This is a genomic window from Geomonas edaphica, from assembly GCF_004917075.1.
GTDB lineage: Bacteria > Desulfobacterota > Desulfuromonadia > Geobacterales > Geobacteraceae > Geomonas > Geomonas edaphica.
The window spans coordinates 606,930-633,728 of record NZ_SSYB01000002.1 but is presented as its reverse complement, the minus strand read 5'-3'; the positions used below and the strand labels follow the sequence as shown (position 1 = coordinate 633,728).

Genomic DNA, 26,799 nt, shown 5'->3' with positions numbered 1-26,799 from the left:
ATTATCCAGCGCCGGTTCTGGCGCCGTCACTACAACCCGAAGAGAGGACAGGAAGAAAAATGGGTGAACTGAAACTGAAGGCAAAGGTATTTGTCGGATTCGCCGTCGCAGCTTTGCTCGGCATGGCTGGTTGTCTCGTCGCGATGCGGGGCTCGACGGGGATCGGAGTGGGTGTCTCAGTGGCGGCCTTTATAGCCACCCTCGCGCTAGGGTTCTGGCTCTCCCGCGCCGTCGGTGCGAGGACGCAGGCGTTGGAAGAGGAACACGAACGGCTCGTAGAAAAGAACGACTGGTTCCGCGCCATCATCGACGCGGTGCCGTTTCCGGTGCACGTAACCGATAACGACATGAAATGGACCTTCATGAACAAGCCGTTCGAGACGCTCCTGGTCCGCGAGGGGCGCATCAAGGACCGCGAGACAGCCGTGGGGCTTGCCTGCAGCAACGCCGCGGCCAACATCTGCAACAACGAGGGATGCGGCATAAAGCAGCTGCATAAAGGGGTGAACGAGAGCTTCTTCGACTGGTGCGGGTCGGAATGCAAGCAGGACACGGCCTACCTGATAAACAGCAAGGGGGAGCGAATCGGCTACGTAGAGACGGTGACCGACCTCACCGCCATGATCAGAAATCGCGACTACACCCATGCCGAGGTGGAGCGCATGGCTGAGAACCTGACCAGGCTGGCGCTGGGGAACCTCGACCTCGACCTGCAGGTGGCGGATGCGGACCAGCATACCGGCGTAACCCGTGAGAACTTCGTGAAGATCAACGCGAGCCTCTCCAGGGTAAAGGACGCCGTAGGCGCCATGATCGAGGACACGGAAAAGCTGGTCAACGCGGCGCTGGCCGGTAAGTTCCAGACCCGTTCCGACGCTTCCAGGCACCAGGGCGAGTTTCGCGCCATCGTGGACGGCGTGAACCGGACGCTCGACGTGGTGGTCGATAAGAACGACTGGTACGAGGCGATCATCGACGCGGTACCCTTCCCCGTTCACGTAACCGACAACGACATGAACTGGACCTTCCTGAACAAACCCTTCGAGGCGCTCCTGGTCAAGGAGGGGCGCATCAGAGACCGGGTCACCGCGCTCGGGCTTGCCTGCAGCAACGCCGCGGCCAACATCTGCAGCACAGAGGGGTGCGGCATCAAACAGCTGCAAAGGGGAGTGGGCGAGAGCTACTTCGACTGGTGCGGCTCGGGTTGCAAACAGGACACCTCGTACCTGCTGAACCGCAAGGGGGAGAAGATCGGTTACGTCGAGGTGGTCCAGGACCTGACGGCGATCATAAGGAACCGCGACTACACCAAGGTGGAGATCGAACGGATGGCCGCGAACCTCAGGCTCCTCTCGGAGGGGGACCTCGACCTCGATTTCGCCATCGTGCAGCCGGACCAGCACACGAAGGAGACGCATGCCGACTTCTCCAGGATCAACGACAGCCTGAAAAGCGTGAAACAGGCCATGGACGGCGTGATCGGTATCACCAAGGAGATCGCCGACGGAAACCTGACCGTCGAAGTGACGCCGCGCTCGGAGAAGGATGAGTTGCTAAAGGACCTCGCGGCTATGGTGCGCAAGCTCTCCGACGTGGTACTGGACGTGAAACAGGCGGCGGACAACGTGAGCATAGGGAGCAAGGAACTCGCAGAAAACGCGGAGAACACCTCGCAGGGGGCAACGGAGCAGGCGGCCTCCGCCGAGCAGGCATCGAGCTCCATGGAAGAGATGAGCGCCAACATCAGGCAGACCGCCGACAACGCGATGCAAACCGAAAGAATCGCGGTGAAATCGGCCGCTGACGCGCAGGAGGGAGGGAAGGCCGTCGCAGAGACCTTAGCCGCCATGAAGGAGATCGCCGGGAAAATCTCCATCGTCGAGGAGATCGCACGCCAGACCAACATGCTCGCGCTGAACGCGGCCATCGAGGCGGCGCGCGCAGGTGAGCACGGCAAGGGGTTCGCGGTGGTGGCGGCCGAGGTGAGAAAGCTCGCCGAGCGCAGCCAGAAGGCTGCCGGCGAGATATCGACACTCTCCACCTCGAGCGTGGAGATCGCGGAGAAGGCGGAGGCCCTTCTGGGGGAGATCCTGCCCAACATCCAGAGAACCGCGGAGTTGGTCCAGGAGATCAGCGCGGCAAGTAAGGAGCAAGACGGCGGTGCGCAGCAGATCAACCAGGCGATTCAGGTGCTGGACCAGGTGATCCAGAAGAACGCCACTGTGGCGGAAGAGATGTCATCCACCGCCGAAGAGCTTTCCTCGCAGGCGGCCCAACTGCAGGAAACCATCTCCTTCTTCCACGTGAATAGCACCGAGGCCCCTGCCGGGCGGAGGGAGATGGGGATAAGGGCGCGCGAGACCGCCTCCCTCACCTACTCCGGGACGAGCGCCAAGAAAGACACCAGGGCGCGCGCCAGACAGGCCGCGGTCGACAAAGGGGTAGCCATCAACCTCGACCACGGCGACTTCGAGCGTTTCTAAGACGCAGAAAAAGGAAGGCCGCCTCCCCTATCAAAGGAGAGGCGGCCTTTTCTCTTGCTCACGCACCCTTTACCGCCTGCCACCCTACCTCATGCGTCTCCTCACGTAGAACGCTTAAATTTTCATTGATGGATGGAGAGTTTCTTCATCAGGTCGTAGAGCGTAGGGCGGCTGACGCCGAGTTCTTCCGCGGCCTTCAGGATGTTCCCAGACTGGCGTTCGATGGCGTTCAGGATCATCTCGCGCTCCATCCGCTCGCGCGCCTCGCGAAGCGAAAGCCCGTCGTTCGCAGGAACCGGCATAGGGGGAGGCTCGAAATCGCAGCCGAGATCGAGAGGGCCGATGCTGGAGCCGTCGCACATGATGACGGCACGCTGGATCCGATTCTTCAGCTCGCGCACATTGCCCGGCCATTCGTGCCGCTTCAAAAAGGCTATCGCGGCCGGGGAGAGGCGCACCTTCTTCTTGTTCTCCTTGCAGTAAAAACGCAGGAAGTTGTCAGCAAGCAGCAACACGTCGTCACCGCGCTCCCTCAAGGGTGGAAGCTTGATGGTCACCACCCCGATCCGGTAGTAGAGGTCCTCGCGGAAACGCCCCTCCTCAATCGCCTTCTGGATGTCGATGTTGGTCGCACAGGTGGTGCGGGCGTCGACCGGAATCTCCTCCCTCCCCCCGACACGCTGGATGAGTCCCTCCTGGAGAAAGCGCAGAAGCTTCACCTGCAGGTTCACCGGCAACTCCCCGATTTCGTCGAGGAACAGGGTCCCCTTGTGCGCGTACTGCAGCTTCCCGCGCACCGCGGTGTGGGCGCCGGTGAAGGCCCCTTTCTCATGCCCGAAGAGTTCGCTCTCGAGCAGGTTTTCGGGAATGGCGCCGCAGTTGATCGCCACGAGCGGACCCTTGCGGCGCTGGCTCGCCTCGTGGATGGCCGCAGCGACCAGTTCCTTGCCGGTGCCGCTCTCACCGGTGATGAGGATCGGTGCATTTGAGGGGGCAACCTTCCTGATGGTGGTGTAGACCGCCTGCATCTCGGCGCATCGCCCCACCATCCCCCATTGCTCCTCCGGCTCTGCGCCAGAAGAGAGGGAGCTGTTTTGTTCCTCCAGCGTGGCGATGTGAAAGGCGCGCCCGATCATCACCTTGAGTTCGGTGAGCACAGGGGGCTTTGCGTAGAAATCGAAGGCCCCCATGCGCATCGCCTTCAGCGCGTTCTCACGCTCGTTGTTTCCCGTGAGCATGATCACCTTGGTCACCGGGTTCACCCCCAGCATCTCGTCCAGGCAGCGAAACCCCTCTACGGAGCTGTCCGGGTACGGCGGCAGCCCGAGGTCGAGGATCACAACAGACGGGTGTTCGCTCCGAAAAAGGGAGAGCGCCTCGCGCGCATCTCCGGCGAGCAGCACCTGGTACTCCTGGGTCAGCCCCCACTTGAGCTGCTGCCTGATATCCTCGTTGTCATCGACAATAAGAAGCTTTTTCACTACTCCTCCTTATGCGGCGGCGCTGCACCCTCTTGCCGGTTCGGCCTGCGCGACCGGGAGGTGGACGGTGAACACCGTCCCTTCCCCTTCGACGCTTGCCACCTCGATCCTGCCGCCGTGCGCCGCGACGATCTGCCGCGACTGGTAAAGCCCGATCCCCAAACCGGTCCGTTTGGAGGTACGGAATGGGACGAACAAATCGTTCCTGATGAAGCGTGGCGACATGCCGCAGCCGCGGTCGGTCACCCTGATGAAGGGGGATGCGTTGCATCCCACCTCGGCGGTTATGGAGGTCTCCGGCGCGGAGGCCTCCACCGCGTTCAAAAAGAGGTTCAAAAGCACCTTCTGCAACTCCTCCGCGTCGCCAAGGACCATCTGGCAGCTTCCGGTCACATCTATCGTCCGTCCCTGCACCATCTCTGCGCAGCGCCGGGCGAGAGATAGCATCTCGACGGGACGCCTCTGCAAAAGCTCGCTTTCCCCGAGGTTACGCAGACGCCCAATGAGGCCCTGCATTTTCTTTGTGGTGTTGCCGAGGCTGTTCAGCATGTCCTTCTGGAATTCGGGGTTGTCGATGTGATCACCCGCGTTCTGCAGAACGAGCGAAATTGTGGCCGCGAGGTTTTTCAGGTCGTGCGCCACGAAGGTGGCGAGGCTTCCGACCGCCTCCATCGCCTTCGCCTGGGTGAGCTGCTCGGAGAGGCGCTGGTGTTGCATCGCAACCGAAACCTGACGCGCGATGGTCTTCATCAGGTCGAAGTCCTCGTAGCGATACTGCTCGTCCGGGACGATCTGCGCACCGAGCACGATGAAGCCAGAAAGAACCTCCCCCTCGACGAGTGGGATCACGAAGGAGATGCCGTAGCGGTCAAGCAGGGCGCGGTCCGCCTCCCCCAGTTCCGGGTTGGGATCGGAGGAGCTGAAGACCCACTGCTTTTCGCGCAGCGAGGTGAGGATGGGGCAGTCGTCCTCTATGGTCTCGGCCATCGGCTCCAACTCTAGGAGACCACCAACGCAATACCAGCCGACCCCTTTCTGGTGCTGGTACAGGGCAGCGCCGCGCACCCCGAAGATATCGCAATAGGCCTGAAGCACCCGATGCACCAGTTCGTCGGCGCTGTCAAAGGTGGCGAGCCTCTGGGTGAGCCCCAGCCACTGTAAGCGGTAGTCGTACTTGCTCTGATAGAAATGTTTGTGCAGGAAGACTTTGAGTTCCCGGTTAACGCGCTCCGAGAGAAGGAGCAGAAGCAAAAGGATGCCGCCTGTGAAGCAAAGGGCCAGTATGAGCACCCGTGGGAACTGAGGCCCAAAGTACCTCATCCCTTCCCCCAGAACCCCCAGCAGGATAAGGTAGGCGGAGATGACACCGATCACCACTGATTTAAAAAGAACCGCTTGGGAAACCTTCACCCGGGCGCTGCCGCGCCAGTGGGTGCGAGCGTAGAGCATCATGAGCGCGGCGACAATGAAAAGAAACGAGCGCAGTGGGACGAGATCCATGTTGATGGAGCGGTACAAAAGCGCATTTGAATAGTAGAACACGAGCACCGCGAGCATGGCGCCCAGGGCAACTATATCAAGCTTCACGCGCCAAAGAGCCTCAGTCGAGGCGTGCACCAGGGTGGACTCGAAGTTGATGAGCGACATGACAAGCAAGGCGAGGATGGCGATGTAGAAGTAGAAACCGGCGTCAGCCAGAAACAGCAGCGGCTCGACCGGGAAGTCGGGCGCGTAGTAAAAGGATGAGATCGGGAGAAGCGCCGGCACAGCCAGGAGCAGGCAGGCAAAACCGAGCAGGACCCGCGCCTTGATGGTGAGTCCGCGCGCCGGCAGCTCACGCGCATAGGTCAGGCTCACGAGGAGCCACAGGGGAGGCAGGAGCGCCTCCACGAAAAGCCCGGTCCGTTTCCAGTCGATGGCGGGCCACAGGGAGTTTATGGCGAAAAAGTCGGTAAGTTCCAGGACTGCCAGGACAAAAACGGGAATGGCAAGAAAACTGCGCAGGGCGCTTCGCTTCTCCAACTGCAAGATGCGCAGCACGGTAGTGAGCAGCAATAAAACCGCGATCAGCGAAAGCGCCATGGCATCCCCTCAACCGGCTCCTTACAACTTCCAGACCCGTATCCCGGCACCGCTCATCTGTTCCCTGTCGAAGAGCCCTTTAACATCGATGAGTACCGGGTTCATCCCCATGAGGCTTGCGAGATCGGCGGCAGTGAGCTTCTGGTACTCGCGGTGCGCCACCGCCACTACCACAGCGACCGCAGGCTTTAGCTGCGAGATCTGTAGGATCTCGATGCCGTATTCGCGACGCGCTTCTTCTGGGTCAGCCGCCGGGTCGCATACCTGTACCTCGACCCCATAGTCCTTTAGCTCCTTCACGATATCGATGACCTTGGAGTTCCTAAGGTCGGGGCAATTCTCTTTGAAGGTAAGCCCGAGCACGGTGACGTAGGAGCCAAGCACGTGGTGCCCCGCCTTAATGATCTCCTTCACCGCGCGCTGCGCCACGAACTTTCCCATGCCGTCGTTGATGCGCCGCCCGGCTAAGATCACCTGCGGGATGTAGCCTATCTTTTCAGCCTTGTGGGTCAGGTAGTAGGGGTCGACCCCGATGCAGTGCCCGCCCACGAGCCCGGGCTTGAAGTTCAAGAAGTTCCACTTGCTACCTGCCGCGGCAAGGACCTCGCCCGTATCGATCCCCATACGGTCGAAAATGAGGGCGAGCTCGTTCATAAGGGCGATGTTCAGGTCACGCTGCGTGTTCTCGATCACCTTCGCCGCCTCAGCCACCTTAATTGAGGAGGCACGATAAACGCCGGCGGTCACCACGGAGCCGTACACCTGCGCCACGACCTCCAGGGTCTCGGCATCCTGCCCGGAGACCACCTTCTTAATCCTGGTGAAGGTGTGCTCCCGGTCCCCTGGGTTGATCCGCTCCGGGCTATAGCCTACTTTGAAATCCACCCCTCCCTTCAGGCCCGAAACCCGCTCCAGAATGGGGAGGCACTCCTCCTCGGTTACACCTGGATAGACTGTAGACTCGTAAACCACGACGTCACCCGGTTTCAGCGCCTTGCCGACCGTTTCGCTCGCGCGGTGCATGAGACTCAGGTCGGGCTGGTTCGCCCGGTCTATGGGGGTAGGAACAGCGACGATATGGAAGTCGGCAAGCTTCAGGTCTTCGATCCGGTTGGTGAAGAGGATGTCCGCTTCGGTGAGATCGGCGGCGTCAACCTCACCGGTGTGGTCGCGCCCCTCGCGCAATTCGTCAATCCTTGCGCGGTTTATGTCGAAACCGATAGTGCGCCGCACCTTGCCGAAGGCAACCGCAACCGGCAGCCCAACGTAGCCAAGACCAACGACCGAAATAACGCGATCCGAAGGCAAGAGGTCCTCCTGGTGAAGGTGAGTGTCGTGCGTGAGGTCACAAGTCATAAAGGCCAGTCTGTGCTCAGGCGCAAGGGAAGAAGCGCACTTAAATTCAGGGTTAAACACTGCTATACCTATACAGCCTAAGGCATAAATTGACAAGTGCTAATTGTTTATGGTAAATCAGCGATTGGCTAGAGTAAATAGCTAAACGAAGGGGGTATGATGACAGGACCAGCGTCACAAAGACAGAAACAGGAATCCTGCGTTATCAGCAGCATCCCCTTCTTCTCCTCCCTTTCCCCGGAACAGGTGGAACAGGTCGAGAAACTGTTCAGGAAAAAGAACTACGAGAAGGAACAGATAGTCCTTTACGAGGAGGACACCTCGAACTACATGTACCTGATTTATTCGGGTAAGGTGCGGGTAGTAAAGATGAACGACGAGGGAAAAGAGCAGATCATCACCATCCACAAGAAGAACGACTTCTTCGGAGAGATGTCGCTTCTGGACAACAAAACCTCTCCGGCAACCATTATAGCCCACGAAGACTCCGTCATAGGGCTGCTGCACAAGACGGATTTCGAAGAGTATCTTTTGCACAACGAGGTGATCCGTAAAAAGATCATCGAGCTTCTGTGCAGCCGGCTGCGCGAGTCGTGGGAGATGATCAAGATCCTAAGCTTCAACGCAGAGAACGCCCAGGACCGAGTGCTATCCCTCTTGGACCGGCTGGGTGAGCTTTACGGCGTACGCGACGACCGGGGCGTGATCATCGACGTGAAGATGACGCACCAGCAGATGGCGAGCTACGCCTCGGTGACCCGCGAGACCATGAGCCGGGTCTTGCGCAGCCTTGAGAAGTCTCAGGCGATCAGCATCCTGGACGGCAAGGCGATCCTCTTGAACAAGGGGTTCTTCGACGCGAGACAGAACCACAAGAGGCACTAGCCCCCCCCTGCCCCACTTATACCGCCCCGAACCTTACTGGATCTGGGTGCCCCCACCGTCAAACACCGCCGACACGGCGACAGCGAAATCCCCCGCCACCGCTCCGGGGGGAACATTGGTGAAGGAAAGCTTCAGGATCTCTCCCGAGGCAAGGTTGCTGCTTGCGAGTATGACGGCATTGCTACCGGAGGTGCCGACCATACCGCTCGCCGCATAGGGTCCGGAAGCGGCTGCGCCGGCAAGAGTCGCACCCGTCGGCATGGTCACCACTAAGTTCACCCCGTAAGGAGCCGCCGCCGGGAGCCCGGCAAGAAACACCGTCCCTACCGCCGTACTGCCGCTTAGCGAGGTGCTCATCGCCGCGTAGATCGGCACGGTTACCGCGACCTCGGTGGAGGTCTGCACGTTGCCGGCGGCGTCATAGGCCTTTGCGGTCCAGTTGTAGCTATCCTTAGCGACTCCCGACGGATCCCAGGAAAAGGAGTATGGGGCACTGGTGGCACTTCCCTGCAGCACCCCGTTCAGGTAGAACTCCACCCGCGCAACCCCCACGTCATCGAAGGCCACGGCCTTGATGAGGGTGACCCCGTGCACCACGGTCCCCTCCGCCGGGGCGGTGAGCGCCACGCTGGGAGCGGTGCGGTCCGGAACGCCGGAATCGGCTCCCCCTACCGCACTCCCTCCTCCTCCCCCGCCGCCGCAGGCAGCCAGAGCCATCACCATAAGGGCCACCAGAGCCCGCTTAACTAAGCGCATCGCTTCCCTCCACAATCCAGTGCTCACCATCTAGATCCTCCCCGTAAGCAGCGAGAGAATCACCACGATATCGCCGGTATCGATCCTGCCGTTGGGCTGCGACACGCCGTTCACGTAGGGGGCGAGGTCCAGGCGCAAAAGCTCCTCGCTCCCTGGGGTAACCTGGTTCGAGGCGATCTGCAGCGCGAGCTGAGCGTCCGCTATGGTGAGGGGTGCTGAGACCGTTGCAGGCGGGGTCGGGTCGGTGAGCTTGACGGCGTTGTAGACCGAGAAGGTGGCCGACGCTGAGCCGATGTTGCCGGCCGCATCGTAGGCCCGGGCGCTCACGATATGGCTTCCGTTGGCAGCCAGTGTGCTGTTGAAGTCGAAGCTCACCGAGCTTTGGGCTCCGCTGTAAACGGACGTTCCGTCGAGGTACAGCTCCAGCCTTGCGACCCCGACATCGTCCTTTGCGCTGGCGGAGACGGAGACAGTACCGCAAACGGCATTGGCCGGTGACGGGGTGACAAGAGACACAGTGGGGGAGATCACGTCCCCCGGCACCGAAACGGTGACTGCTTTAGATACCGCCTCGTTGCCAGAGACATCGACGGCCCTGGCTGCGAGGTCGTAGCTTCCCTTGGCCAGGGAGGCGACGTTCCAGGCGAAGCTGTAGGGGGCCTTGGCCGTCTCGAAGACCGGTACCCCGTTCACCAGGAACTGCACCCTTGCGATGCCGGCGTTGTCGGTGGCCGAAGCGGTCACCGTCACCGTCCCGGAGACTGCGTCGTTATTGACAGGGGACGTTATGCTGACCGTCGGGGGGAGCGTCTCCGGCACGGAGACGATGTTGGAGTAGACGCTCTCGGCACCAGAGGAGTTGTAGGCGGTCACCGCGAAATAATAAGAGTTGGCCGGGTCTAGCCCACTTATCTTCGCGGTGGTGCTATTCCTGCCGTCTACAGGGGCGTTCCCCTCGATGGCGCCGGTCCCCTGGAAAGGAAGGGCGCCCGAGTTCGCCTGGTAATAGATGCGATACCCTGCGAGATCGGGGTCGGGGCTTGGGTCCCAGGCTAGCGAGACATCAGTGGCAAGAGCGGTGGCAGGGGCAACGATGAGTAGAATTGCAACTGACAACAAGGCGGAAAGGGCGGAAAAGGTGTTGGCTTTTCCATTCAATAGCATAATCACTCCCAATGACAGGCCTCGGCCGTACGCCTTTTTCGGAAGGAGTGATAAGGAAATGAAAAAAGCCGGGACCGCGACACCAGTACTTGGCATTTCGGCGACCCGGCTGTCTCAGAGAGACCCTGTAGGCTTTCCGTCCCATCCTCGCGGATGGTTTAGTATTATCGTGTACCTATATTCATTTTAGCTGGATGGGAAACCCCTCCATCGGGTGCGGATAGTATTTGATTCATAAGAGAAAAGCAACAGTTTTTTTGAAGAAAGCGACTAAAAACCGAACCTTTAGCCGCGCAGCCGCGCTGGCACTACCGCGACACACTCATCGTCTTTGTCCCCTTGTTTCCGGCGGCATCATAGGCAGCGACCGTGACGGTATGTGATCCGGAGCCGAGCTTGGTCGCCGCGCTAATGGAACCAGAGTTGGTCCCCAACAGCAAAACGCCGTCCAGATAGACCTCCATCCGGACTACAGCCACGTTGTCCTGGGCCGACGCTGCCACCTTCAGATTGGCGTTTTTGAGATACGGCGAGGAAGGCAGCATCAGGTTAACGGTCGGAGCAACAACATCGTTGGCGACGTTTAGGGTCACGCTGGCGGAACCCGCATTTCCGGCGGCATCGGAGGCAATTGCAACCAAGGTGTGACTCCCGTTGCCGGCGGCTACCGTGTTCCAGTTATAGCTGATAGCGCCCTGGTTCGCCGCGTATATGAGGCTTGAGTTGTCGTAAAGAGCAAAAGATGTGACGCCGATGTTATCGGTGGCGCCTGCCGTCACGGTGACGGTGCCGCTGACTTGCTTGTTGTTGGCGGGAGCCGAAATGGTGACCATCGGGACTGACGTGTCACCCGCGACGTAGACGACCTTTTCCGTGGTCCCGACGTTGCCGGCGGCATCGTAGGCCTTGGCCGAGAGGGTGTACTGCCCCGGGGGCATAGAGGCGGTCTGCCAGTTGAACGTACAAGGTGCTGAGCTTCCAGCTCCGAGCAGCGTGTTGTCCACGTAGATCTCGACCTTCGTGACGCCCACGTTGTCCTGAGCGTCGACGACTACGGAGACCGCACCGCTCAGGGTGGTAGTTGGTGACGAGACGGCGATATCCACCACCGGCGGGACCATCTCTTTTACCTGTACCACGTTGGAATAGGCACTTTCTACGCCGCTCGAGTTGTAGGCGGTGACGGCGAAATAGTAGGAGCTGCCTGGGTCGAGGCCGCTGATGGAAGCGGTGGTGCTGGTGGAGACGCTCACGGGGGCCGAACCTTCGACTGCACCGCTTCCAGCAAAGGGGAGTGCTGAGGAGTTGGCCTGGTAGTAAACACGATAACCGGCGAGGTCAGGATCGGTGGACGGGTCCCACTGGAGGCTCACCGTTGAGGGAAAAGCTGCGGCAGGAATCAAAAACAAGGGGAGTAGGAGCTGCAGAACGCGCTTGGTTTTCAACACGGACCTCCACGAGAGGCGGAGCCCGTGCTCAAGACACAAAAAAACCGGACACCGACCTGTAGTGCAGGCATTTCGGCGACCCGGCTATCTCAGAGAGACCCAATAGGCTTTCCGTCCCACCCTCGCGGATGGTTTAGTATTGTCGTGTACCTAATTGTGCTCCTTCTTTAATCAAATTTAACGGCTGCTGCAGTGATCCGGATCACATTATTCACAAATAAGGATTGAAGCTCTACCTCCACCGGGACATCACGCTATATACCGCCAACTTCACGTATTCGATCCACAGGGGATGGCAGAGTTCCTGACTGCGACGCAGTTCGGTGGCCGCGTAGGGAACAACAGCTACCGTTGCGGGGAGGGCATCCCGGAAGGCCATAAGCGCCCGTCGCATGTGCGGAGCCGAGCTCACGATCACCACCTGGCGGACTCCGACATCAAGATGTGAGGCTAGGTTCGCAGCCTCTGTACGCGTGCCGAAGAAACCTTCCGCAGCCGGGATGACCCTGATCCGCTCTGCCGGCACTCCGCGCCAGACGAGGTAATCGACGTACCAGCGCCCCCTGCTCCAGGAGCGTCCCTCCCGCACGTTGTACTGGTCCCGGGCAGGGTTATCCATAAGGTAAATGCTCGGGACCCTTCCCAGGTGCACCAGGTCGGCGGCAGCGTTCAGTCGCTCCCACACGGTCTCCCCGCCAGCCAGTACGTAGCAAGCATCGCCAGACGCTGCCGTTTCGGTTATGAACAGGGGGGCGGCGAGAAGAGCCCGTACTGCCGAAAACGAAGGGATGACCGCAAAGATCAGAAATCCGCTTAAAAGTACGGCGAAGAGTTTCAGGCAAGCCGGCTTCATCTCTCTGAGGGGGTCCACATCACCAGGCGATTACCACGCAGATAGCGTACCCAGGCGACGGCGATGGCCAGGTTCACCATGGCAAAGTAAAGGGGCAGCTTTACGGCAAGGCGGCGGGCCATGATGGGGCTTTTCCATCCGGCAACGGCCAGAAGATAGAAGCTGCACTGGAGCAGAAATAGGAAAAGGTACAGCGGTGAGAAAGGTGCAAGAAAGGCGTTGATCAGCAGTGCCGCCATCAGGAAAAAGGGTACCAGCCAGCGCAGCAGCTTATGGCAGCAAAACTGGTAAGCGAAGAAGCCATAGCGAAACGGGTTCAGAAATTCCAGATTTTTGAAAAAAACGGTTATTCCCCGCAGGACAGTCCTGACCTTGCGGTCGAACTCGCGGCTGCTGTCGGCCACGTCTTGATACAGGCCAACCACCTCTGTGTCCCCCACTCCGCGCAGCCCCAGTCTCATGCTGTTCAAAAGGGTTCTGAAGTCGCTCTGCATGTTCGGTGAGAAGTCGCGGCAAACCTCCTTCCTTGCTGCGAAGAAAGAGCCGCTCAGCCCGACCAAGGAATTCACCCTCCCCTCCAGGTCGCGAAGCCACATCTCGTAGCGCACGTAGGCCCCCTCGCCGCAAGGCTTTCCATCCCGCCCGACAACCCGGTCCACACTGCTCACGCAGCCGATGGAGGGGTCGGCGAAGTTGGCGGTAATCCGGTAGAGGCTTTCAGGCTGGATAATGGTCGCGGTGTCGGAAAAGATCAGGATGTCCCCCCGGGCGATGGCCACCGCCTCCTTCTGTGCATTCTCCTTGCCGCCGCGCTCCTTCACCTCCAAAAGGGTGATGCCTCGATCTGCATATTCCAGAACTATATCGTTGGTGCAGTCGGTAGAGCCGTCGGAGGCGACCAGCACCTGCAACAGCTCCGGAGGATAGTCTAGCGCCACCGTGTTTTCGAGCTTCTCCCTGATGCGCTTTTCCTCGTTGAATGCGGTAATGATGAAGGTCACCGACGGCGTGATGGGAGCCTTCGCTACATCCCGGCGACGAAACAGGAAAAGCAGGAACAGGGAAATGGGGTAACCGAAGTAGGCATAGAAAACTAGAAAGAGGAGTAAATACAGGATAAAGGGCATGCTATGCTCCGTGTCAGGCCAGGAGTTCCCGGTAGATTCTGTGATAGTTCTCTGCCATCCGTTCCACAGAGAATTCAGAAATAGCCCTGCGATGCGCGGAAAGTGACATTTCTTTGCGCAACTGAGCGTTGTCCAGCAGTTGTATGCAGCGTCTGGCCAAAGCGGCAGGCTCTCTTCCCTCGGCCAGCAGTCCCTCGACACCATCTGTAACGATCTCGCCGATTCCACCTACCGCGGGAGCTACAATCGGCACACCGCAGGCCATGGCCTCCAGGATGGTCATGGGGACCCCCTCGTGCCGCGAGGTGTTGAGGTAGAGGTCGAGCGCCTGGTAGAAGCCTTCCATGTGGTCGAGATGCCCGGTTAGGATGAAGCGATCTTCCAGCCCGTGGCGCATGACGGCTGCGAGTATCTCTTCGCGGCAGGGGCCCTCCCCTGCCAACCGAAAAGCCACGTCGCGCTCATGACACACGAGACTTGCCACCTCCACCATAAGAGGGTAATCCTTTACGTCAACAAGCCGGCCTGAAGATCCGATGCAGAACCCTGCATCTTTTTTGTGGATACCACGGTGCGAGAGGACTGGTATCCCGTTATGCACCACGGCCACCCTGCTGCCGGGGAAATCCAATCTGCCGACCAGATGCTCCCGGATATCCTCGGAGACGGCTACCGTGCGGTCGAAGAAGTGGCGCATCAAGAAGAAGTTTGCACGCGCCTTTAGTGCGTGCACCGGACGCGCCGTCCCGCACGGCTCAGGGAGGCCGTGCAGTGTGGCGATCAAGCGCGCTTTCCCCCCTATGTTACCCAAAAACGCGAGTAGGTTCTCCTTGTAGCGGTGCGAGTGGATCAGTTGAAAAGCACCTTTCTCCAGGCGAGCGCGCACCTGCCTCAGCAGGGACCTAAAGCCGTGACGGTTCTCGTCCAGCACCGTTACGGTAAGGCCGGCGCTCCTTAGTTCGGAAGCAAGCCTCCCCTCGTTGAGCAGCAGGACATCAAGTCGGAGTTCGGGGTTCCTGGCAAGCTCTTTCAAAAGGTTGGAGGTCATGACCTCAGCACCAGCCCAAAGGTCCCCAGAGATTATGTGACATACCTTAATCATGCATGAAATATAGAGGGACAATGAAGATTATGCAATCTGAATCAATGAATGGCACTCGTGCAGACGAAACAAGCACAGCCTCATCAGACAGAGAGTATCAGTTCGCTAATTGCTTGACAAACCGACAGAAAATATAAAAAATAATGGCATTGCAGCTGGATGAAAAGCATCTAGACTGTACATAGCCGCCAGTGAAGGAAGCGACGTCATCCCGACTGAGCATTTCGAACTCGCACCATTTTTAGGCGCATGTCTGAAGAACGCCACTGCAGAGCGAGACGGTGCCACTCTCCATAGAAAGGAGCTGATCATGCAGAGCCCAAACCTGTTTCAAAGGATTTCCAGACGCGCGCTTGGCCAGATACTGCTTGACGGCAAGTTCGTGTCGAAGCGCTCCCTGCAGCAAGCCCTTCGGGAGCAACAAGCGACCCGCGAGCTCCTCGGCGGGGTCCTGGTCAGGATGGGGGTGTTGAGGCCGGAAGACGTGGCGGCCCCGCTCTCCATCCAACAGCACCTAAACCAGATTGAGGACGCGGTCAAGCTAGCCGCCGGCGACCGGCAGCTTCTGGGTGCCCTGCTGGTGCAGTCGGGGCGAATAACAGCGCAGCAGCTCGATCAGGCGATCTCCGAGCAGAAGCGAAGTGGAGATCGTCTTGGCGAGGTCTTCATGCGCCTGGGGATGCTAACCGAGATGCAGTTGCACGGGCTTCTCGACTGGCAGAAGAACCAGCGAACCCCTGCAGGCACCCCACTGAGGCTTGGCGAACTGCTTGTCGCTACCGGCCACATCACGCGAGACCAGTTGGAGCTGGCCCTCACCAAGCAGGGGCAAACCGGCAAGAAACTCGGTGACATCCTCGTCTCCGAAGGGTACCTGCATAGGAGCGAAATTAACCGCGCGGTACGCCTCCAAAAGATGTGCGTGAACGCGGTCATCGCCGCCATCATGTCAATGGGGATGAGCAGCGCGGCCTCCGCCTCCTCGGTGTCGCTGCAGTGGGACCCCTCCACCGATGCCAGTGTCGTCGGTTACAAGGTGCACTACCAACCGGACTCCTCGACGCAGCCCTTCCAGGGACCGGCGCCGGTTGACGTGCAAAACCTCACCGCTGCCACGATATCCAACCTCGATTCTTCCCACTCCTACAGTTTCGCCGTCACCGCCTATAACGCAGCCGGCGAGGAGAGCGCCTACTCGAATGTGGTGACGGTCGCCGAGACGCAGCCCCCTACGACCACCATCACCTCCCCCTCTAACTCGGTGACGGTGGCAGGTACGGTCTCGGTCACCGCCGATGCCACGGACAACGTCGGCGTGACAAAGGTCGAGTTTTACGTGAACGGTGCGCTACAGACGACGATACCTACGTCCCCCTACGTCTACTCCTGGAACACCAGCGTCCTCCCCCCGGGGAGTTACACGCTCATGACCAAGGCGTACGATGCGGCGGGTAACATCGGGCAGTCATCAAACGTGACCGTAAACGTGGCGAGCGATGTCACAGCCCCCACCGTATCCCTCACCTCCCCCGTCAATAACGTTACGGTGAGCGGCTCCGTCAACATCGCCGCCAGCGCCAGCGACAACGTGGGGGTGAGCAGGGTCGAGTTCTACCTGAACAACGCCCTTCTCTCTGCAACCAACATGTCCCCTTACAGCTACAGCTGGGACAGCAGGGGTGTCGCCAACGGCATCTACACCCTGACGGCGAAAGCGTACGACGCGGCCGGCAACCTCGGGCTGTCGCAAAACGTGACCATCAACGTGTCAAACGATCTGATCGCCCCTACCGTCAGCCTTGCCTCTCCACTAGCCGGGTCGACGCTGAGTGGGACCGTAGCGGTGGCAGCCAACGCAAGCGACAACGTGGGTGTCAGCAAGGTGGAGTTCTACAGGAACAACGTGCTGCAGGCGACCTCTACCACCGCGCCCTACGGCTACAACTGGGACACCACGACCGTCGCCAACGGCAGCTACACACTTTCAGCCAAGGCGTACGACGCGGCAGGCAACGTAAACCAATCTACCAGCGTCGGGGTTTCGGTCTACAATGCCACGTCAAAAAGAACGCCCAGAAAAAAGTGATGCGGACACGCCACTAACATTCGGAGGATATGAAATGTTCATCAAAGCGGTAGCAACCGTGGCAATCGTTGTCTCCATACAAACCTCGGCATTCGCCGCCACGCTCTTTTCCGATAACTTCAACTCCTATACCGACATGACATCGGTCAAGACCAACTGGTCTCTTGAGACCACGAACATCACTCTCGACCCGACGGGGGGCTACAACGGCAGCCAGGCCATAAAATTCACCTACAGCGGCTCCCTTTACGCGCCTTTTAGCTACAGCATCAAGCCTTTGAACAAGAGCGAGGTTTACACGAGGTTCAAGTTCAAGGTCGCCTCGGGCGCAGTCGGTGGCATCAAGTTCTTGAAGCTCTTCGGCGTCATCACCAACGGTTCGCAGTATGCCAACTGGACCTGGAACTTCGGCCCGGTGACGTCGAATTCCTCATACCTGACGACCCTTTGCTATGGAAACGGTTCAAGCGCCACGAACGACACCCAAGTCTGCATCACCCCTCCCAACACGGTCGACGGGGGGAGCGATACCTTCATAGGGACCAGCGCCTACATAGCGCCGTCGACCTTCGTGCCCGCGGCGAATACTTGGTACGAGGTGACGACCTATAACAGATACAACACCAACGGAAACGCCGACGGAGAAATGTGGCTGGCAGTCAACGGCAAAAAACTGGTCTGGGTTACCAACTGCAAGAACAGAAACGATTTGGATGTCCCGGTGATAGACAGGATCTCCTTCGGCGATTACTCGAACTCTTACGCGAAGATGACCATCTGGTTCGATGACGTCGAGTTCGCCGACGCTCCTTTCGCGGCGGTGATCGCGCCAACCAACCTCATCAAGACGCCGTGATCCGGATCTAGCCGGCGACAGGCGAACGTTCTTTGGATGCCAGGGACTCCAGTTCCCTGAGGAGTTCCTGGCACCTAGCATCCCACTCCCTTTCCAGCGCCCCTTTTAACCTAAGGATCTCGTCCCGCTGACGATCCACGTTCTCGAAGATCGCCACCACCCCTTCCCGGATGCTCTCCGAAGCCGGGGCGACATACACGCATCCTTTATCGAAATACTCCCTGTTTATCCTGGTGTCCGACAATACAAGGGGTTTCGCGACGGAAATCCCCTCGTAGGCGCCGCACACAAGGCAGTCCTCCCTGGTGGTCAGGTCCATCACGACATCCGCGCTATGTAACGCCCCCCAATAGTCCTCTTCACTCAGATAGCCAAGTAGCACCACCCGCTGCGAAAGCTTTTCCCTGTCCACCTTCCCCTGGTATTTGCCGGTGACGAAAATTGTGTAGCTTTCATCCAGTCCGCCTGCCGCGGTGAATACCTCCTCGAACGGCTCATCGGAGCTGAACGTGCAGATGAAAAGCACCTTCTTGTCGCCCCGCAGCTTGAATCCATTGGGAGGCTGAGCCTTGGGCAGCCGGTCCGGAAGGACGAAGGCCCTGCCGCCGTTGTCCTCCACGTGACGGGCCAGATACCGGTTGGTGACTATGGTGAGGTCGGCATGCCTTTGCAGCAGTATGCTCAGCCGGCGCAGCAATGAGGTCTTGGAATCACTTGGAAAGATCCCACTGTTGTGAGCATCGATCACCGCGGTGTAGCCCATCGGGCGCCTAAAGCCCACGGCAAGCGTCGCCAGCACGATGGACGGGTTCTGCGCCACGACGACCTGCGGTTTGAGCGATTTGATCAGGGAAAGGGTTTCCCGGCCAAGGAACAGGTAGCGCAAGAGGCGGGACCGGTCCGAGATCAGTTCGCACAACCTGGCGCCTATGGCCGCCGCGATGCCGCTGTTGCGTCTTTGTTTTTCCCAGGTGAACCATATCTTGGTCATTTGAGGTGGCTTCCCATGATCTCCAAGGCTTTGTCGCACACGGTGTTCCAGTTGTATTTGTTCCGCACGGCGGAGAACCCCGCCTCGCCCATTTCTATCTGGAGCCGGCGATCGGCAAGGATCGCTATCATCTTCTGCGCGAGGTCGTCAACGTCACCTGGTTTCGCCACCATGCCACTACCGTTACCATTTATGATCTCAGGCATGGCCGACAGGTCCGCGCCGATACAGGGGAGTTTGCACGACATGGCCTCTATGAAGACGTTACCGGTCGCCTCCACGTGACTTGGCATGACAAAGACGGAGGCGGACTTGTACAGTTCGATCAGGCGCTCCTCGCCCGCCTTCGAGCGTTTGTCGATGAACCCCGTGCATATGATGTCTGGATCGTCCGTCTTCATCTCGGGGCCGACCAGCACGAGCTTCGCGTCGCGGATACTGCGCTTCACGATCTTGAAGGCTGCCAGGAGCTCCTCCCCCCCCTTCTGAACGAAGGAATCCTTGGCGACGAAGAGCACGGTGCTTCCGCTGTAGTTTTTTTTGAAATCGGGGATTGGTGGAAGGTTGCACCCGACCCCTATCGTGTGAACGCGCGCTTGCTCGATGCCGAAGTCGTTGACGAAACTGTTTTTCAGGAAGTCGGTCATGGTGAATATGCCGTCGAGGTTGGCATACACTTCCCGTTCGAAGGCGACGATCCGCTCGACCGGGCCCTTGAGGGCGTTTAGGTCGAGGCCGTGGTTGCTCTTCAAAAAAGCCAGGATGTTGTTGTCGTGATAGGAGAACTTTGGAAGTCGCTTTAGCCGCTCGATGCCATGGAGCGCGAAGTCGGAGCCTATCTGCAGGCACACGTTGCCAGGCAAGGGGCCGTCCTCGATCGACCTGGCCACCGCGGCGCTTTTCAGCCGCGCCTTTTCGACGGAGATCCGGTCCTTGAAAAACCAGGTGTCCTTGTCGAAGGAGAAATTACGCAGGAAGATGCCATAGCGCTCGTACCTAGACAAGTGAGCGGGATAGATGCGCGAGACGCACTCTTTTTCTTTCAGGTGGGTGCACAACAAGGCGTTGGTGCATGAGACTCCCTGCTGCGCCAGTTGCGGGTTGCTGGAAAACCCCAGGATGCTTGGCCGTTTCATAAATTCCATACCCCGTTTAAGACCTTACTGCAGACGTCGTCATGGATACCTACCCTGCAGACGGCGAAGGGGTCATCCGGCGTGACCGCTCCTCTTTGAGTGGTGACCGCATACCGAAACCCCATTTCTTTTAGCGCCAACGTTGTCTCGGGTGCGAACCGGCCGCTGGGATAGCAAAAGATCCCGGGCTCTTCCTGCCCCAGATGGGCACGAAGAGAATCCAAAGAGGTCTGCACGTCTTCGAGTACCTCGGCCATCGACAGCCGGTCCAGGTTTTTGTGACTGTGCGAGTGGGAGTGGAAGCCCACCAGGCCGCTATTCTTCATCTCGACCACCTGCTTCCAATCGAGCATCACCTTGGAGGCAGGGGTGAAGGCCCGATTCCACTCCGATATCTCCGATGCGACGGCCGAGAGGAGTTCGCCATCGGTGTTTTTCATGGCGAGGACGACATCGGTGATCCAGTCCCCGAGCCGTCTCGGCTTGCCCCTGACCGCCCGGACGACGCTTTCCGCCCCGGGTCCGGCAAGCGAGCGGAGCGCGTCGAACCTCGCTCCGTTTTTCATGAAGAAAGCCACCTCGTCGAACCAGAACCACTTCTCGGTCCCTATATAGGCAGTGGAGAGGAAAACCGTCGCCGGAACTCGCTCGCTGGCGAGGACGGGAAAGGCGTGCAGGTAATTGTCCTCCCACCCATCGTCGAAAGTGATGGCGCAATGATCCTTCATCCCCTCACCTTCGAATACTCCCGCCAGCAGGACGTCCAACGGAACGATCGTGTAGCGCTCTTTCAGGTGCCTGATGTTCTCCGCGAAATGCTCCGTCGTGACAAACATGCCGGGCTGAACAGGAAAAGGTCCTTCATCCTGACGATCCAGTATCCTGTGGTACATGAGGATGAATGGGCTTACCCGCCGCCGTCGCGTCAGCCATGGAATGCAAGGAAGCCTCATGCCGCCTCCGGAGCTGCCGCGTTGCCTGCGAGCCTCCAAAAGAGGTCGGAGTACCGCTCGATCATGTGGTCGATGGAGAACCTGCGGGAGACGTCGACGTAAGCCTCGCGCTTCAAAGAAGAGGCGAGCGCGGCATCTAGGAGTATGGCAGCCGCGGCCTCGGCGATTTTCTCCGGACTGGCCACCTCGACGAGCAAGCCTGTCTTGCCGTCGACCACTATCTCCTCGGGGCCTCCACTCCTGGTGGCGACGACGGGGACTCCGGCCGCCATCGCTTCAACGATGGAGAGGGAGAACCCCTCGGAAGTCGAGGAGGAAAGGTAGACGTCAAAGGCGGGAAGCACCTCTTGGATGTGCGGATGATGCCCGATGAAGTGCACCCTGTCGGCGATGCCCAAGGATGTGGCGAGATCCCGCAACCCTTCCAGCAGATCGGTGACGCTCCCGGCGATCACGAGGTGCAGATTATCAAAACGCTTCCGCAGCAAAGCCGCCGCACGGATCGCCGAGCCATAGTCCTTTGCCGGGCGCAGATCCCCCACACACCCGACTACCAGGGCCCCCTCCTCGATGGTGAGGCGGCTACGGGCCTCGCACTTCGACATCGAGCCGCGGAAACCGTCGATGCATATGCCGTTGCGGATGACCTCCGCGTTTTGTCTCGAGGCGCTGGCGTTTTTGACGTAGAAGTCCCGCAAGAAGGACGACACGTAAACGACCCGAGCCGAAAAGGTGTTCAGCACCCACCACTTGAGTCTCTTGCCGGGATCTTCGGCGTCCACATCCATCGTGCCGTGGAAGGTAGAGACGACCGGCACCCCGCACATGGTGCCGGCGACCGTGGCGTAGACGCTGGCGGTGAAAAGATGGGCATTGACGAGGTCGATCCTGTGCCTTCTGAGGTACGACACGATGCCCACAAGGAGCCGGAAGTCGAATCCACCCTTCCGGTTGGGGAGCACGCAGGGGGTGATGCCCCTTTTGACCAGTTCGCGGTACAGCCAGCCGTCGTACAGCACGGCGACGTGCGGCACGAACCTGCCGGTGTCGATGCGTGAAACGATCTCGAGGAATATGGTTTCGGCGCCCCCGGTTTCCGATGAGTCGATGAGAAAAAGGATGTTTTCTTTCAAGAAGCGGCCTCTTTTTCGGCGATGTGGTTGAGCGCAACCGTGAGACTGGTATTGATCCAGAAATACGGATAATAAAGCACGGTGACGAAGAAACCGCCGACGAGAAAACCGACCAAGGCGGCATCGAGCCCATGCGACATGAATATGATGAAATCGCTCCCCTCGCGCCGCCTAGCCATGAGCAACCTCGTCCTGCGATTCACCACGAAGTTAAAGAGTATCATCAACGTGAAGACCGTCAGTCCGCTGTACCCAAGCTCGGAGACGCATTCGACGAAGACGTTATGCGAGAAGTCACCGGATCCCGAGAACATCTCGATGTCGGCGATGGACCAGTTCCCGTAACCGACGCCAAGGACAGGGTACTTCTTCGCCATGACGAACCCTTTCTCCCAGCGTTCCATCCTGTTGACTGAGGTGCTGTCGGTGCCGGCCGACTGTATGCGGGCGTGCTGCTCCTCGGGCAGCACGCGGTAGCTTACGGCGCAAAGCATGACGAAGAGCACCAAAGCGAGCATCTTTTTCCTGCTTTTTAGCAACATCAGGAGCGCGACGACGAAACCTGCGAGCAGGGCGCCCCGAGAAGAAGAGGATATGATGCCGGCGACCGCGGTGGCCGGCATCAAAAGGAAGAAGAACTGCTTCACGCGGGACCAGGAGCGCCGCAAAGCCAGGAAATAGTAGGTGGAAAGCGGCAGAAAAATGCACATCTCGATGCCGAACTCCCCAGAATTGAGGAACCAGCCCGGCCCGCCACCGGTACCGTCCTTGCCGTAGCCGAACCCAATCTGCGCCCATCCCCTCACGGCGAACTGGGACATTTTCAGGTTATACAGAAGGAAAAGCAGAAGGAAGATCAGGAAGCGCTCCTTGCTGTTGACTATGTTGGTTATGAGATAGTAGATGATGACCCAGGAGATGAAAACCGTGAGCTTGTCGAAAGCGATGGCCGGCGACATCGCGAAAAGCGAAGACAGAAGGACCACGATGGTGAAGCAGGCGAGCAAAACGTTCAAGGGATTCTTGACCGGAGGTCGCTCCGGCTTTATCAGGAGCAGAACCAGCGTCGATATGATGATGATCTTGTTGTATGGAACGACATCCAGGGCGGGGTAAAGCGTCTGGGGCCGCACGTACTCGAAGAAAAGGTACAGGTTCACAAGGAGAAAGAGCAGTCCTTCCCTATTGAATCCCCGCCACAGGGTACCGAACTTCATTCTGATGAGCTCGGAATACCCCGAGCTGCCGATCTCGACTGTTTCGACTGAAGCCATATTCAATCCCCGTTGCCTTGCGCAATGCACTCTTTGAATACGTCGTGCATTTTGCCGGCATAAAGCCCGTTGTGGAAATGTTTTTCGACCCGGCGACGCGCGGCCTTGCCCATGGCTTCCATGAGCGGGCGGTTGCGCAGCAAGACGATGACGGCATCGGCCAGGCCGGCCACGTCACCCATATCGACCAGTTTCCCCGTTGTTCCTTCTTCGACGATGTCCAAAGGCCCGCCAGCGCGGGTCGCCACCACTGGACGCGACATGGCCATTGCCTCAATCAGCACCATGCCGAAGGGCTCGGGGCGGTTCGAGGCGTGCACCACCACGTCCATGAATCCCATCAGCGCCGGGATGTCCTGACGGTAACCGGTGAAAACCACGTCCTTTTCCAACCCAAGCCGGCGCACAAGGTCCTGCATCTCTTGGTAAAAAGCAGCGGTGCCGTCCGACGCGCCTCCCACGATGAAGGCAACGGCATCGGGAACCGCGTCCTTCACCTTACGGGCGGCAAGGATGAACTCCTTGATCCCCTTCCAGTCGATGACCCTCCCGAAGATCCCGTAGCGCGGGGCTATTGGGGCAATACCGAATTCGGCACAGAGGGAGTCGATCGGTGGCGCTCCCACGAATGCCTCCAGGTCGATCGCGTCGTGCACGACCGATATCCGCGACCGCTTCACGCCAAGTTCCAAGAGGTTGGCCTCGATGGCGCCGGAAATCGCGACGTGGTGGTCCACCAGGCGCGCAAGGAACCTCGTCACACGGTCCACCTCCTCGAAATCCCTCAGGTGGGCGACGCAGGGAACCCCTAATAGCTTCGCGGCGACGATACCCGCTATCTGGCTGCCGAAGATGTTGTTCAGGTGCACCAGGTGAACGCCGTGCCTTTTCCCGATCCGGTAATAGCGCACCCCCTCGGGCAGGTAAACGAACAGGCACCAGTACAAAAACCTGAGGGCGTTCAGGGCCCGCCTAAGCGGCCTCATGCCGAACGGCGGAAAGCCGGTCATGCGGCGATACCACCCGTTGTCCACCCAGGAGAGTTTCGGCCGGTAGTGGTAGCACGTCGTGCCCGGAAACGCTTCTTCGACGAACGGCCTCGGCTGACCGGTCACCAGAATGACCTCGACAGTTTCGCGGTCGAGCGCCTTCACCATGTGCGCGAGGCTGTTGATGGCGCCGCCGAAGGTGAAACTGTTATCCAGTGTGAGTATTCGCATCTTCTCTTTCATGCCGGCCACTCTGAGAGCACATGAGCGAGCACTGAGCGACACTCGTCGCGCTCGCTTGAGAACACCGCTGGGTAGCGGGCGGAACGGGCCAGGTACCTTAGCAGGGCAAGACGCCCCACCGCGTCCCTCAGGTCTTCCGTCACTCCCAACTTAAGCCACAGCTCTCGGTACCGCTCGAAGACCAAGCCGCGCACCAGATCCTGCCAGGCCGAGAAAAGACCGCTCCCCTTCTCGATCCGGCTTCGCTGCAGCAGGAAATTGTAAAAGTCGACACCGGGCAACTCGCTTAGCCTCGCCGTGTCCCAGTCGATGACCCCGGTCAGCCGAGCGGAACCGGGGTCGACCAGGATGTTTCCGTACCCGAAGTCGCCGTGAGAGCAACCAAGGCCCAGTTCCCTGTCGGCGAGCCCCTGCCTGAGGGCATGGGCCACCCTCGCGAAGCCGTCGGCCACTTCCCGGTCTCCGGAGACGCCTTCTTCCGCCAGCCTGGTGGGGATCAGCTCATCCAGGGTGCGCTCCCGCAGGATCACCCGCTGCGAACTTGCATCGCGCATGGCGACGAGAAAGTCGGCCGCCTGCAAGGCGATACCTTCGCCGTTATCACTTGAAACGACCTTCCAGGCGATCACGCCGGGAAGCAGCGATTCGACGAAGACGGAGGAACCGTCCACGCAGCGGTTTAGCAAGGGGTGCGGAAGCAGTGCCGTCACCGCGTCGCAACCGGCGGTCGCGTCGCGCAGGGAGGTCAGGAACGCCGCGTTTTTGCCCAGGGTGGACGCCAGTGCCGGATCGGAGACAAGGCGGGCGATCATCCCACCCGGTCTCCCCCGCTCCTTCAGAAAAAGCACCAGGGCACCGCGGAGGCGCAGATCGAAACGTTCCACGCGAAGCCGCGGCGCCCCCTCCCCGTTTGCCGCCAGCCAATCGGTAATGGCGCGTACCGTGCCGCGAAACTCGAGCGGAGGATCCCCGGCGACGACAAGGAAACCATCGGCCATCTCGTGGTAAGCACCCAGCCTGTGGGCCAGATGATAGGCACGATTCCAGTGCCGCGGGATCTCCATGAACTCCGTGCCGGGGGCGGCGAATTCATCCGCCTCGAAAAGCGGCCCCATCGGGACGAACAGGCGCTGACCGTCAATACCGGCCTCAGCCAGCGCTCTTTGCAGCCCACGGTAGCCGAACCGCGCACCTTTTGTCGGCATCGTTCCGCGAATCCGGGCCTTCAGGTGCCGCAGGCCCCAGCGGTTTACTGCAAAAACGAGGAGCACGGCTTCTGGAGCCATCACGCCTTTAAGGACCGCAAAACCACCCTTCGGGTCCAATGCCGCCTCCGCCGACGCCGGATCCACGAGCAAAAGCAGGAAGGTGTCGGGCGCGGGGAGAGAGGAGAGATCACCGATGAAGCGGCAGTCCCTGAACCTATCCCACCAAGGCCTTAGCTCCTCGCCGACGATGAGCACCCGGCTCTCTGGGGCCAGTCCCAGAAGGTGCAGCAGGTTGTCGCCCGCGTTGTAACCGGTTGGTCCAGAGGGGGGGGGCGTCATGGGTCCCCCCCCGGGGACTTGGCGAAATACCCTCCGCTGCCGCCGCGGTAGTGATAAACGTATGTCCCCTTCGCCACCAGGTGGACGTGGCCTCGCGTCGCGGCGAGCCCCTTCCAGTACCCCACGGACTTCGCAGGAAAGAGATCTTCGAAGTCGTCGAGATAGCCGATGAAATCATCGAGGAAGGAGCGACGCAGCAGCACGCAGTAACCCGTTTTCAGATAATCTAGCTCCTCGACCGCGCCGCGATAGCGCTTTTCCAGCCGCGCATCGAGCCTGTCAACCTCGACCATGTTGCCGGCAGCGCTTTCGCCCATCACGGGTTTGCTTTCCTTGGGGAGGGCGAGTCCCCTGCCGGTGAGCCTGTTGAAGGGGGGGAGTCTTTTCAAGGTAGTGGCCAGCGCGCTCTCGGCGCAGTAGCTGTTGTAAAACGACTTAAGCCAGGAGGAGTGTTCGACCTGCTCGGTGGGTACCACCGATACCGCCCGCTCGTTAGCCGCCAGCGCGGCCCGCAGCTTTAAGAGCCATCCACGCGGCACCACCGTGTCGCTGTTTAGCAGGCAGACGTAGTCGAAGTCGAAGGTATCACGCACGTATTCGATCCCCGCGATGTTGCCGGCGGCCCAACCGGAGTTACTGGAGTTGGCGATGACGTGCACATCCGGGTAACGGCGCGACACTATCTCGGCGGTGCTGTCGGTCGAAGCGTTGTCGACCACAACCACCCTCGAGAGAAACTCGCCGTCCCTCGCGATCGACGCCAGGCAAGGGAGGGTGAACTGGTGCACCTTGTTGTAAGTGACTATTATCACGGGGACGACTTTGGCCATGTTTACCTCGTGCCTGCCTGATGC

Annotated in this window: 21 protein-coding genes and 2 riboswitches; of the genes, 4 read left to right on the top strand and 17 right to left on the bottom strand. The window is 59.6% G+C overall.

The features are described 5' to 3' along the window. Positions 1–122: 122 nt before the first annotated feature. Complete coding sequence (locus E8K79_RS09005; RefSeq protein ID WP_456237320.1) at positions 123–2,483, top strand: methyl-accepting chemotaxis protein; 2,361 nt, start codon at positions 123–125, stop codon at positions 2,481–2,483. A 122-nt stretch (positions 2,484–2,605) separates the two neighbouring features. Here the strand turns inward: E8K79_RS09005 and prsR are convergent, their stop codons facing one another. The 3 genes from prsR to E8K79_RS08990 are packed head-to-tail and all read right to left on the bottom strand — an operon-like array spanning position 2,606 to position 7,402. After that, positions 2,606–3,964, bottom strand: a complete 1,359-nt coding sequence (prsR, locus tag E8K79_RS09000) for a PEP-CTERM-box response regulator transcription factor (protein WP_136514453.1) — start codon at positions 3,962–3,964, stop codon at positions 2,606–2,608. Positions 3,965–3,973: 9 nt separating this feature from the next. Further along, positions 3,974–6,046: an XrtA/PEP-CTERM system histidine kinase PrsK gene (gene prsK, locus E8K79_RS08995; protein ID WP_136514452.1), complete on the bottom strand. Its 2,073-nt coding sequence runs from the start codon at positions 6,044–6,046 to the stop codon at positions 3,974–3,976. Positions 6,047–6,067: 21 nt separating this feature from the next. Next, entirely contained in the window at positions 6,068–7,402 is a 1,335-nt protein-coding gene (locus tag E8K79_RS08990; RefSeq protein ID WP_407925477.1) for a nucleotide sugar dehydrogenase, read from the bottom strand. A 159-nt stretch (positions 7,403–7,561) separates the two neighbouring features. Here E8K79_RS08990 and E8K79_RS08985 point away from each other — a divergent pair, with 159 nt between their 5' ends. Further along, complete coding sequence (locus E8K79_RS08985) at positions 7,562–8,287, top strand: Crp/Fnr family transcriptional regulator (protein ID WP_136514450.1); 726 nt, start codon at positions 7,562–7,564, stop codon at positions 8,285–8,287. Between the two features lie 33 nt (positions 8,288–8,320). Here E8K79_RS08985 and E8K79_RS08980 read toward each other — a convergent pair whose 3' ends face one another. The 6 genes from E8K79_RS08980 to E8K79_RS08955 all read right to left on the bottom strand — a co-directional run bounded on the left by E8K79_RS08980 (position 8,321) and on the right by E8K79_RS08955 (position 14,683). Further along, positions 8,321–9,043 carry an Ig-like domain-containing protein gene (locus E8K79_RS08980; RefSeq protein ID WP_136514449.1) on the bottom strand — a complete coding sequence of 241 codons (723 nt, stop codon included), beginning with the start codon at positions 9,041–9,043 and terminating at the stop codon, positions 8,321–8,323. Positions 9,044–9,073: 30 nt separating this feature from the next. After that, positions 9,074–10,207: an Ig-like domain-containing protein gene (locus E8K79_RS08975; RefSeq protein ID WP_162604634.1), complete on the bottom strand. Its 1,134-nt coding sequence runs from the start codon at positions 10,205–10,207 to the stop codon at positions 9,074–9,076. Positions 10,208–10,303: 96 nt separating this feature from the next. Further along, a riboswitch (cyclic di-GMP riboswitch) is annotated at positions 10,304–10,380 on the bottom strand. Between the two features lie 135 nt (positions 10,381–10,515). Further along, positions 10,516–11,655: an Ig-like domain-containing protein gene (locus E8K79_RS08970; RefSeq protein WP_246043774.1), complete on the bottom strand. Its 1,140-nt coding sequence runs from the start codon at positions 11,653–11,655 to the stop codon at positions 10,516–10,518. A gap of 71 nt (positions 11,656–11,726) precedes the next feature. After that, positions 11,727–11,803: riboswitch (cyclic di-GMP riboswitch) on the bottom strand. Between the two features lie 84 nt (positions 11,804–11,887). Beyond that, positions 11,888–12,508 carry a YdcF family protein gene (locus tag E8K79_RS08965; RefSeq protein ID WP_136514446.1) on the bottom strand — a complete coding sequence of 207 codons (621 nt, stop codon included), beginning with the start codon at positions 12,506–12,508 and terminating at the stop codon, positions 11,888–11,890. Then, positions 12,505–13,635 carry a glycosyltransferase family 2 protein gene (locus E8K79_RS08960; RefSeq protein ID WP_136514445.1) on the bottom strand — a complete coding sequence of 377 codons (1,131 nt, stop codon included), beginning with the start codon at positions 13,633–13,635 and terminating at the stop codon, positions 12,505–12,507. Before E8K79_RS08960 ends, E8K79_RS08965 begins: the two co-directional genes overlap by 4 nt. A 13-nt stretch (positions 13,636–13,648) precedes the next feature. Next, positions 13,649–14,683, bottom strand: coding sequence for a glycosyltransferase family 4 protein (locus tag E8K79_RS08955; protein WP_246043773.1), 1,035 nt, complete (start codon positions 14,681–14,683; stop codon positions 13,649–13,651). 364 nt (positions 14,684–15,047) lie between these two features. Here E8K79_RS08955 and E8K79_RS08950 point away from each other — a divergent pair, with 364 nt between their 5' ends. Further along, complete coding sequence (locus tag E8K79_RS08950) at positions 15,048–16,823, top strand: Ig-like domain-containing protein (protein WP_246043772.1); 1,776 nt, start codon at positions 15,048–15,050, stop codon at positions 16,821–16,823. A 34-nt stretch (positions 16,824–16,857) separates the two neighbouring features. Beyond that, the gene (locus E8K79_RS08945) at positions 16,858–17,679 is read left to right on the top strand and encodes a hypothetical protein (protein WP_136514443.1); all 822 of its coding nucleotides are present in this window, start codon (positions 16,858–16,860) and stop codon (positions 17,677–17,679) included. A 7-nt stretch (positions 17,680–17,686) separates the two neighbouring features. Here the strand turns inward: E8K79_RS08945 and E8K79_RS08940 are convergent, their stop codons facing one another. The 8 genes from E8K79_RS08940 to E8K79_RS08905 form a co-directional block, all read right to left on the bottom strand. Next, on the bottom strand, positions 17,687–18,670 hold the full coding sequence (locus tag E8K79_RS08940; protein ID WP_136514442.1) for a glycosyltransferase family protein: 984 nt from the start codon (positions 18,668–18,670) through the stop codon (positions 17,687–17,689). After that, the gene (locus E8K79_RS08935; RefSeq protein WP_162604633.1) at positions 18,667–19,806 is read right to left on the bottom strand and encodes a glycosyltransferase family 4 protein; all 1,140 of its coding nucleotides are present in this window, start codon (positions 19,804–19,806) and stop codon (positions 18,667–18,669) included. The genes E8K79_RS08940 and E8K79_RS08935 overlap by 4 nt, the downstream gene beginning before the upstream one ends. Continuing rightward, entirely contained in the window at positions 19,803–20,642 is an 840-nt protein-coding gene (locus E8K79_RS08930) for a polysaccharide deacetylase family protein (RefSeq protein WP_162604632.1), read from the bottom strand. The genes E8K79_RS08935 and E8K79_RS08930 overlap by 4 nt, the downstream gene beginning before the upstream one ends. A gap of 113 nt (positions 20,643–20,755) precedes the next feature. Continuing rightward, the gene (locus tag E8K79_RS08925) at positions 20,756–21,892 is read right to left on the bottom strand and encodes a glycosyltransferase (protein WP_136514439.1); all 1,137 of its coding nucleotides are present in this window, start codon (positions 21,890–21,892) and stop codon (positions 20,756–20,758) included. After that, positions 21,889–23,166 carry an O-antigen ligase family protein gene (locus tag E8K79_RS08920; RefSeq protein ID WP_136514438.1) on the bottom strand — a complete coding sequence of 426 codons (1,278 nt, stop codon included), beginning with the start codon at positions 23,164–23,166 and terminating at the stop codon, positions 21,889–21,891. The genes E8K79_RS08925 and E8K79_RS08920 overlap by 4 nt, the downstream gene beginning before the upstream one ends. Before the next feature lie 2 nt (positions 23,167–23,168). After that, positions 23,169–24,398, bottom strand: coding sequence for a glycosyltransferase family 4 protein (locus E8K79_RS08915; protein ID WP_136514437.1), 1,230 nt, complete (start codon positions 24,396–24,398; stop codon positions 23,169–23,171). Further along, positions 24,395–25,945 carry a phosphotransferase family protein gene (locus E8K79_RS08910; RefSeq protein WP_136514436.1) on the bottom strand — a complete coding sequence of 517 codons (1,551 nt, stop codon included), beginning with the start codon at positions 25,943–25,945 and terminating at the stop codon, positions 24,395–24,397. Before E8K79_RS08910 ends, E8K79_RS08915 begins: the two co-directional genes overlap by 4 nt. After that, entirely contained in the window at positions 25,942–26,775 is an 834-nt protein-coding gene (locus E8K79_RS08905) for a glycosyltransferase (RefSeq protein ID WP_136514435.1), read from the bottom strand. Before E8K79_RS08905 ends, E8K79_RS08910 begins: the two co-directional genes overlap by 4 nt. Positions 26,776–26,799 lie beyond the last annotated feature (24 nt).

Coding starts and splice junctions, on each gene's coding strand:
- E8K79_RS08965 (WP_136514446.1), bottom strand. CDS start 12,508: ATGAAGCCGGCTTGCCTGAAACTCTTCGCCGTACTTTTAAGCGGATTT.
- prsK (WP_136514452.1), bottom strand. CDS start 6,046: ATGGCGCTTTCGCTGATCGCGGTTTTATTGCTGCTCACTACCGTGCTG.
- E8K79_RS08960 (WP_136514445.1), bottom strand. CDS start 13,635: ATGCCCTTTATCCTGTATTTACTCCTCTTTCTAGTTTTCTATGCCTAC.
- E8K79_RS08915 (WP_136514437.1), bottom strand. CDS start 24,398: ATGAAAGAGAAGATGCGAATACTCACACTGGATAACAGTTTCACCTTC.
- E8K79_RS08955 (WP_246043773.1), bottom strand. CDS start 14,683: ATGACCTCCAACCTTTTGAAAGAGCTTGCCAGGAACCCCGAACTCCGA.
- E8K79_RS08975 (WP_162604634.1), bottom strand. CDS start 10,207: ATGCTATTGAATGGAAAAGCCAACACCTTTTCCGCCCTTTCCGCCTTG.
- E8K79_RS08985 (WP_136514450.1), top strand. CDS start 7,562: ATGACAGGACCAGCGTCACAAAGACAGAAACAGGAATCCTGCGTTATC.
- E8K79_RS08940 (WP_136514442.1), bottom strand. CDS start 18,670: ATGACCAAGATATGGTTCACCTGGGAAAAACAAAGACGCAACAGCGGC.
- E8K79_RS08980 (WP_136514449.1), bottom strand. CDS start 9,043: ATGCGCTTAGTTAAGCGGGCTCTGGTGGCCCTTATGGTGATGGCTCTG.
- E8K79_RS08950 (WP_246043772.1), top strand. CDS start 15,048: ATGCAGAGCCCAAACCTGTTTCAAAGGATTTCCAGACGCGCGCTTGGC.
- E8K79_RS08935 (WP_162604633.1), bottom strand. CDS start 19,806: ATGAAACGGCCAAGCATCCTGGGGTTTTCCAGCAACCCGCAACTGGCG.
- E8K79_RS08920 (WP_136514438.1), bottom strand. CDS start 23,166: ATGGCTTCAGTCGAAACAGTCGAGATCGGCAGCTCGGGGTATTCCGAG.
- E8K79_RS08930 (WP_162604632.1), bottom strand. CDS start 20,642: ATGTTTGTCACGACGGAGCATTTCGCGGAGAACATCAGGCACCTGAAA.
- E8K79_RS08945 (WP_136514443.1), top strand. CDS start 16,858: ATGTTCATCAAAGCGGTAGCAACCGTGGCAATCGTTGTCTCCATACAA.
- E8K79_RS09005 (WP_456237320.1), top strand. CDS start 123: ATGGCTGGTTGTCTCGTCGCGATGCGGGGCTCGACGGGGATCGGAGTG.
- E8K79_RS08905 (WP_136514435.1), bottom strand. CDS start 26,775: ATGGCCAAAGTCGTCCCCGTGATAATAGTCACTTACAACAAGGTGCAC.
- E8K79_RS08990 (WP_407925477.1), bottom strand. CDS start 7,402: ATGACTTGTGACCTCACGCACGACACTCACCTTCACCAGGAGGACCTC.
- E8K79_RS08910 (WP_136514436.1), bottom strand. CDS start 25,945: ATGACGCCCCCCCCCTCTGGACCAACCGGTTACAACGCGGGCGACAAC.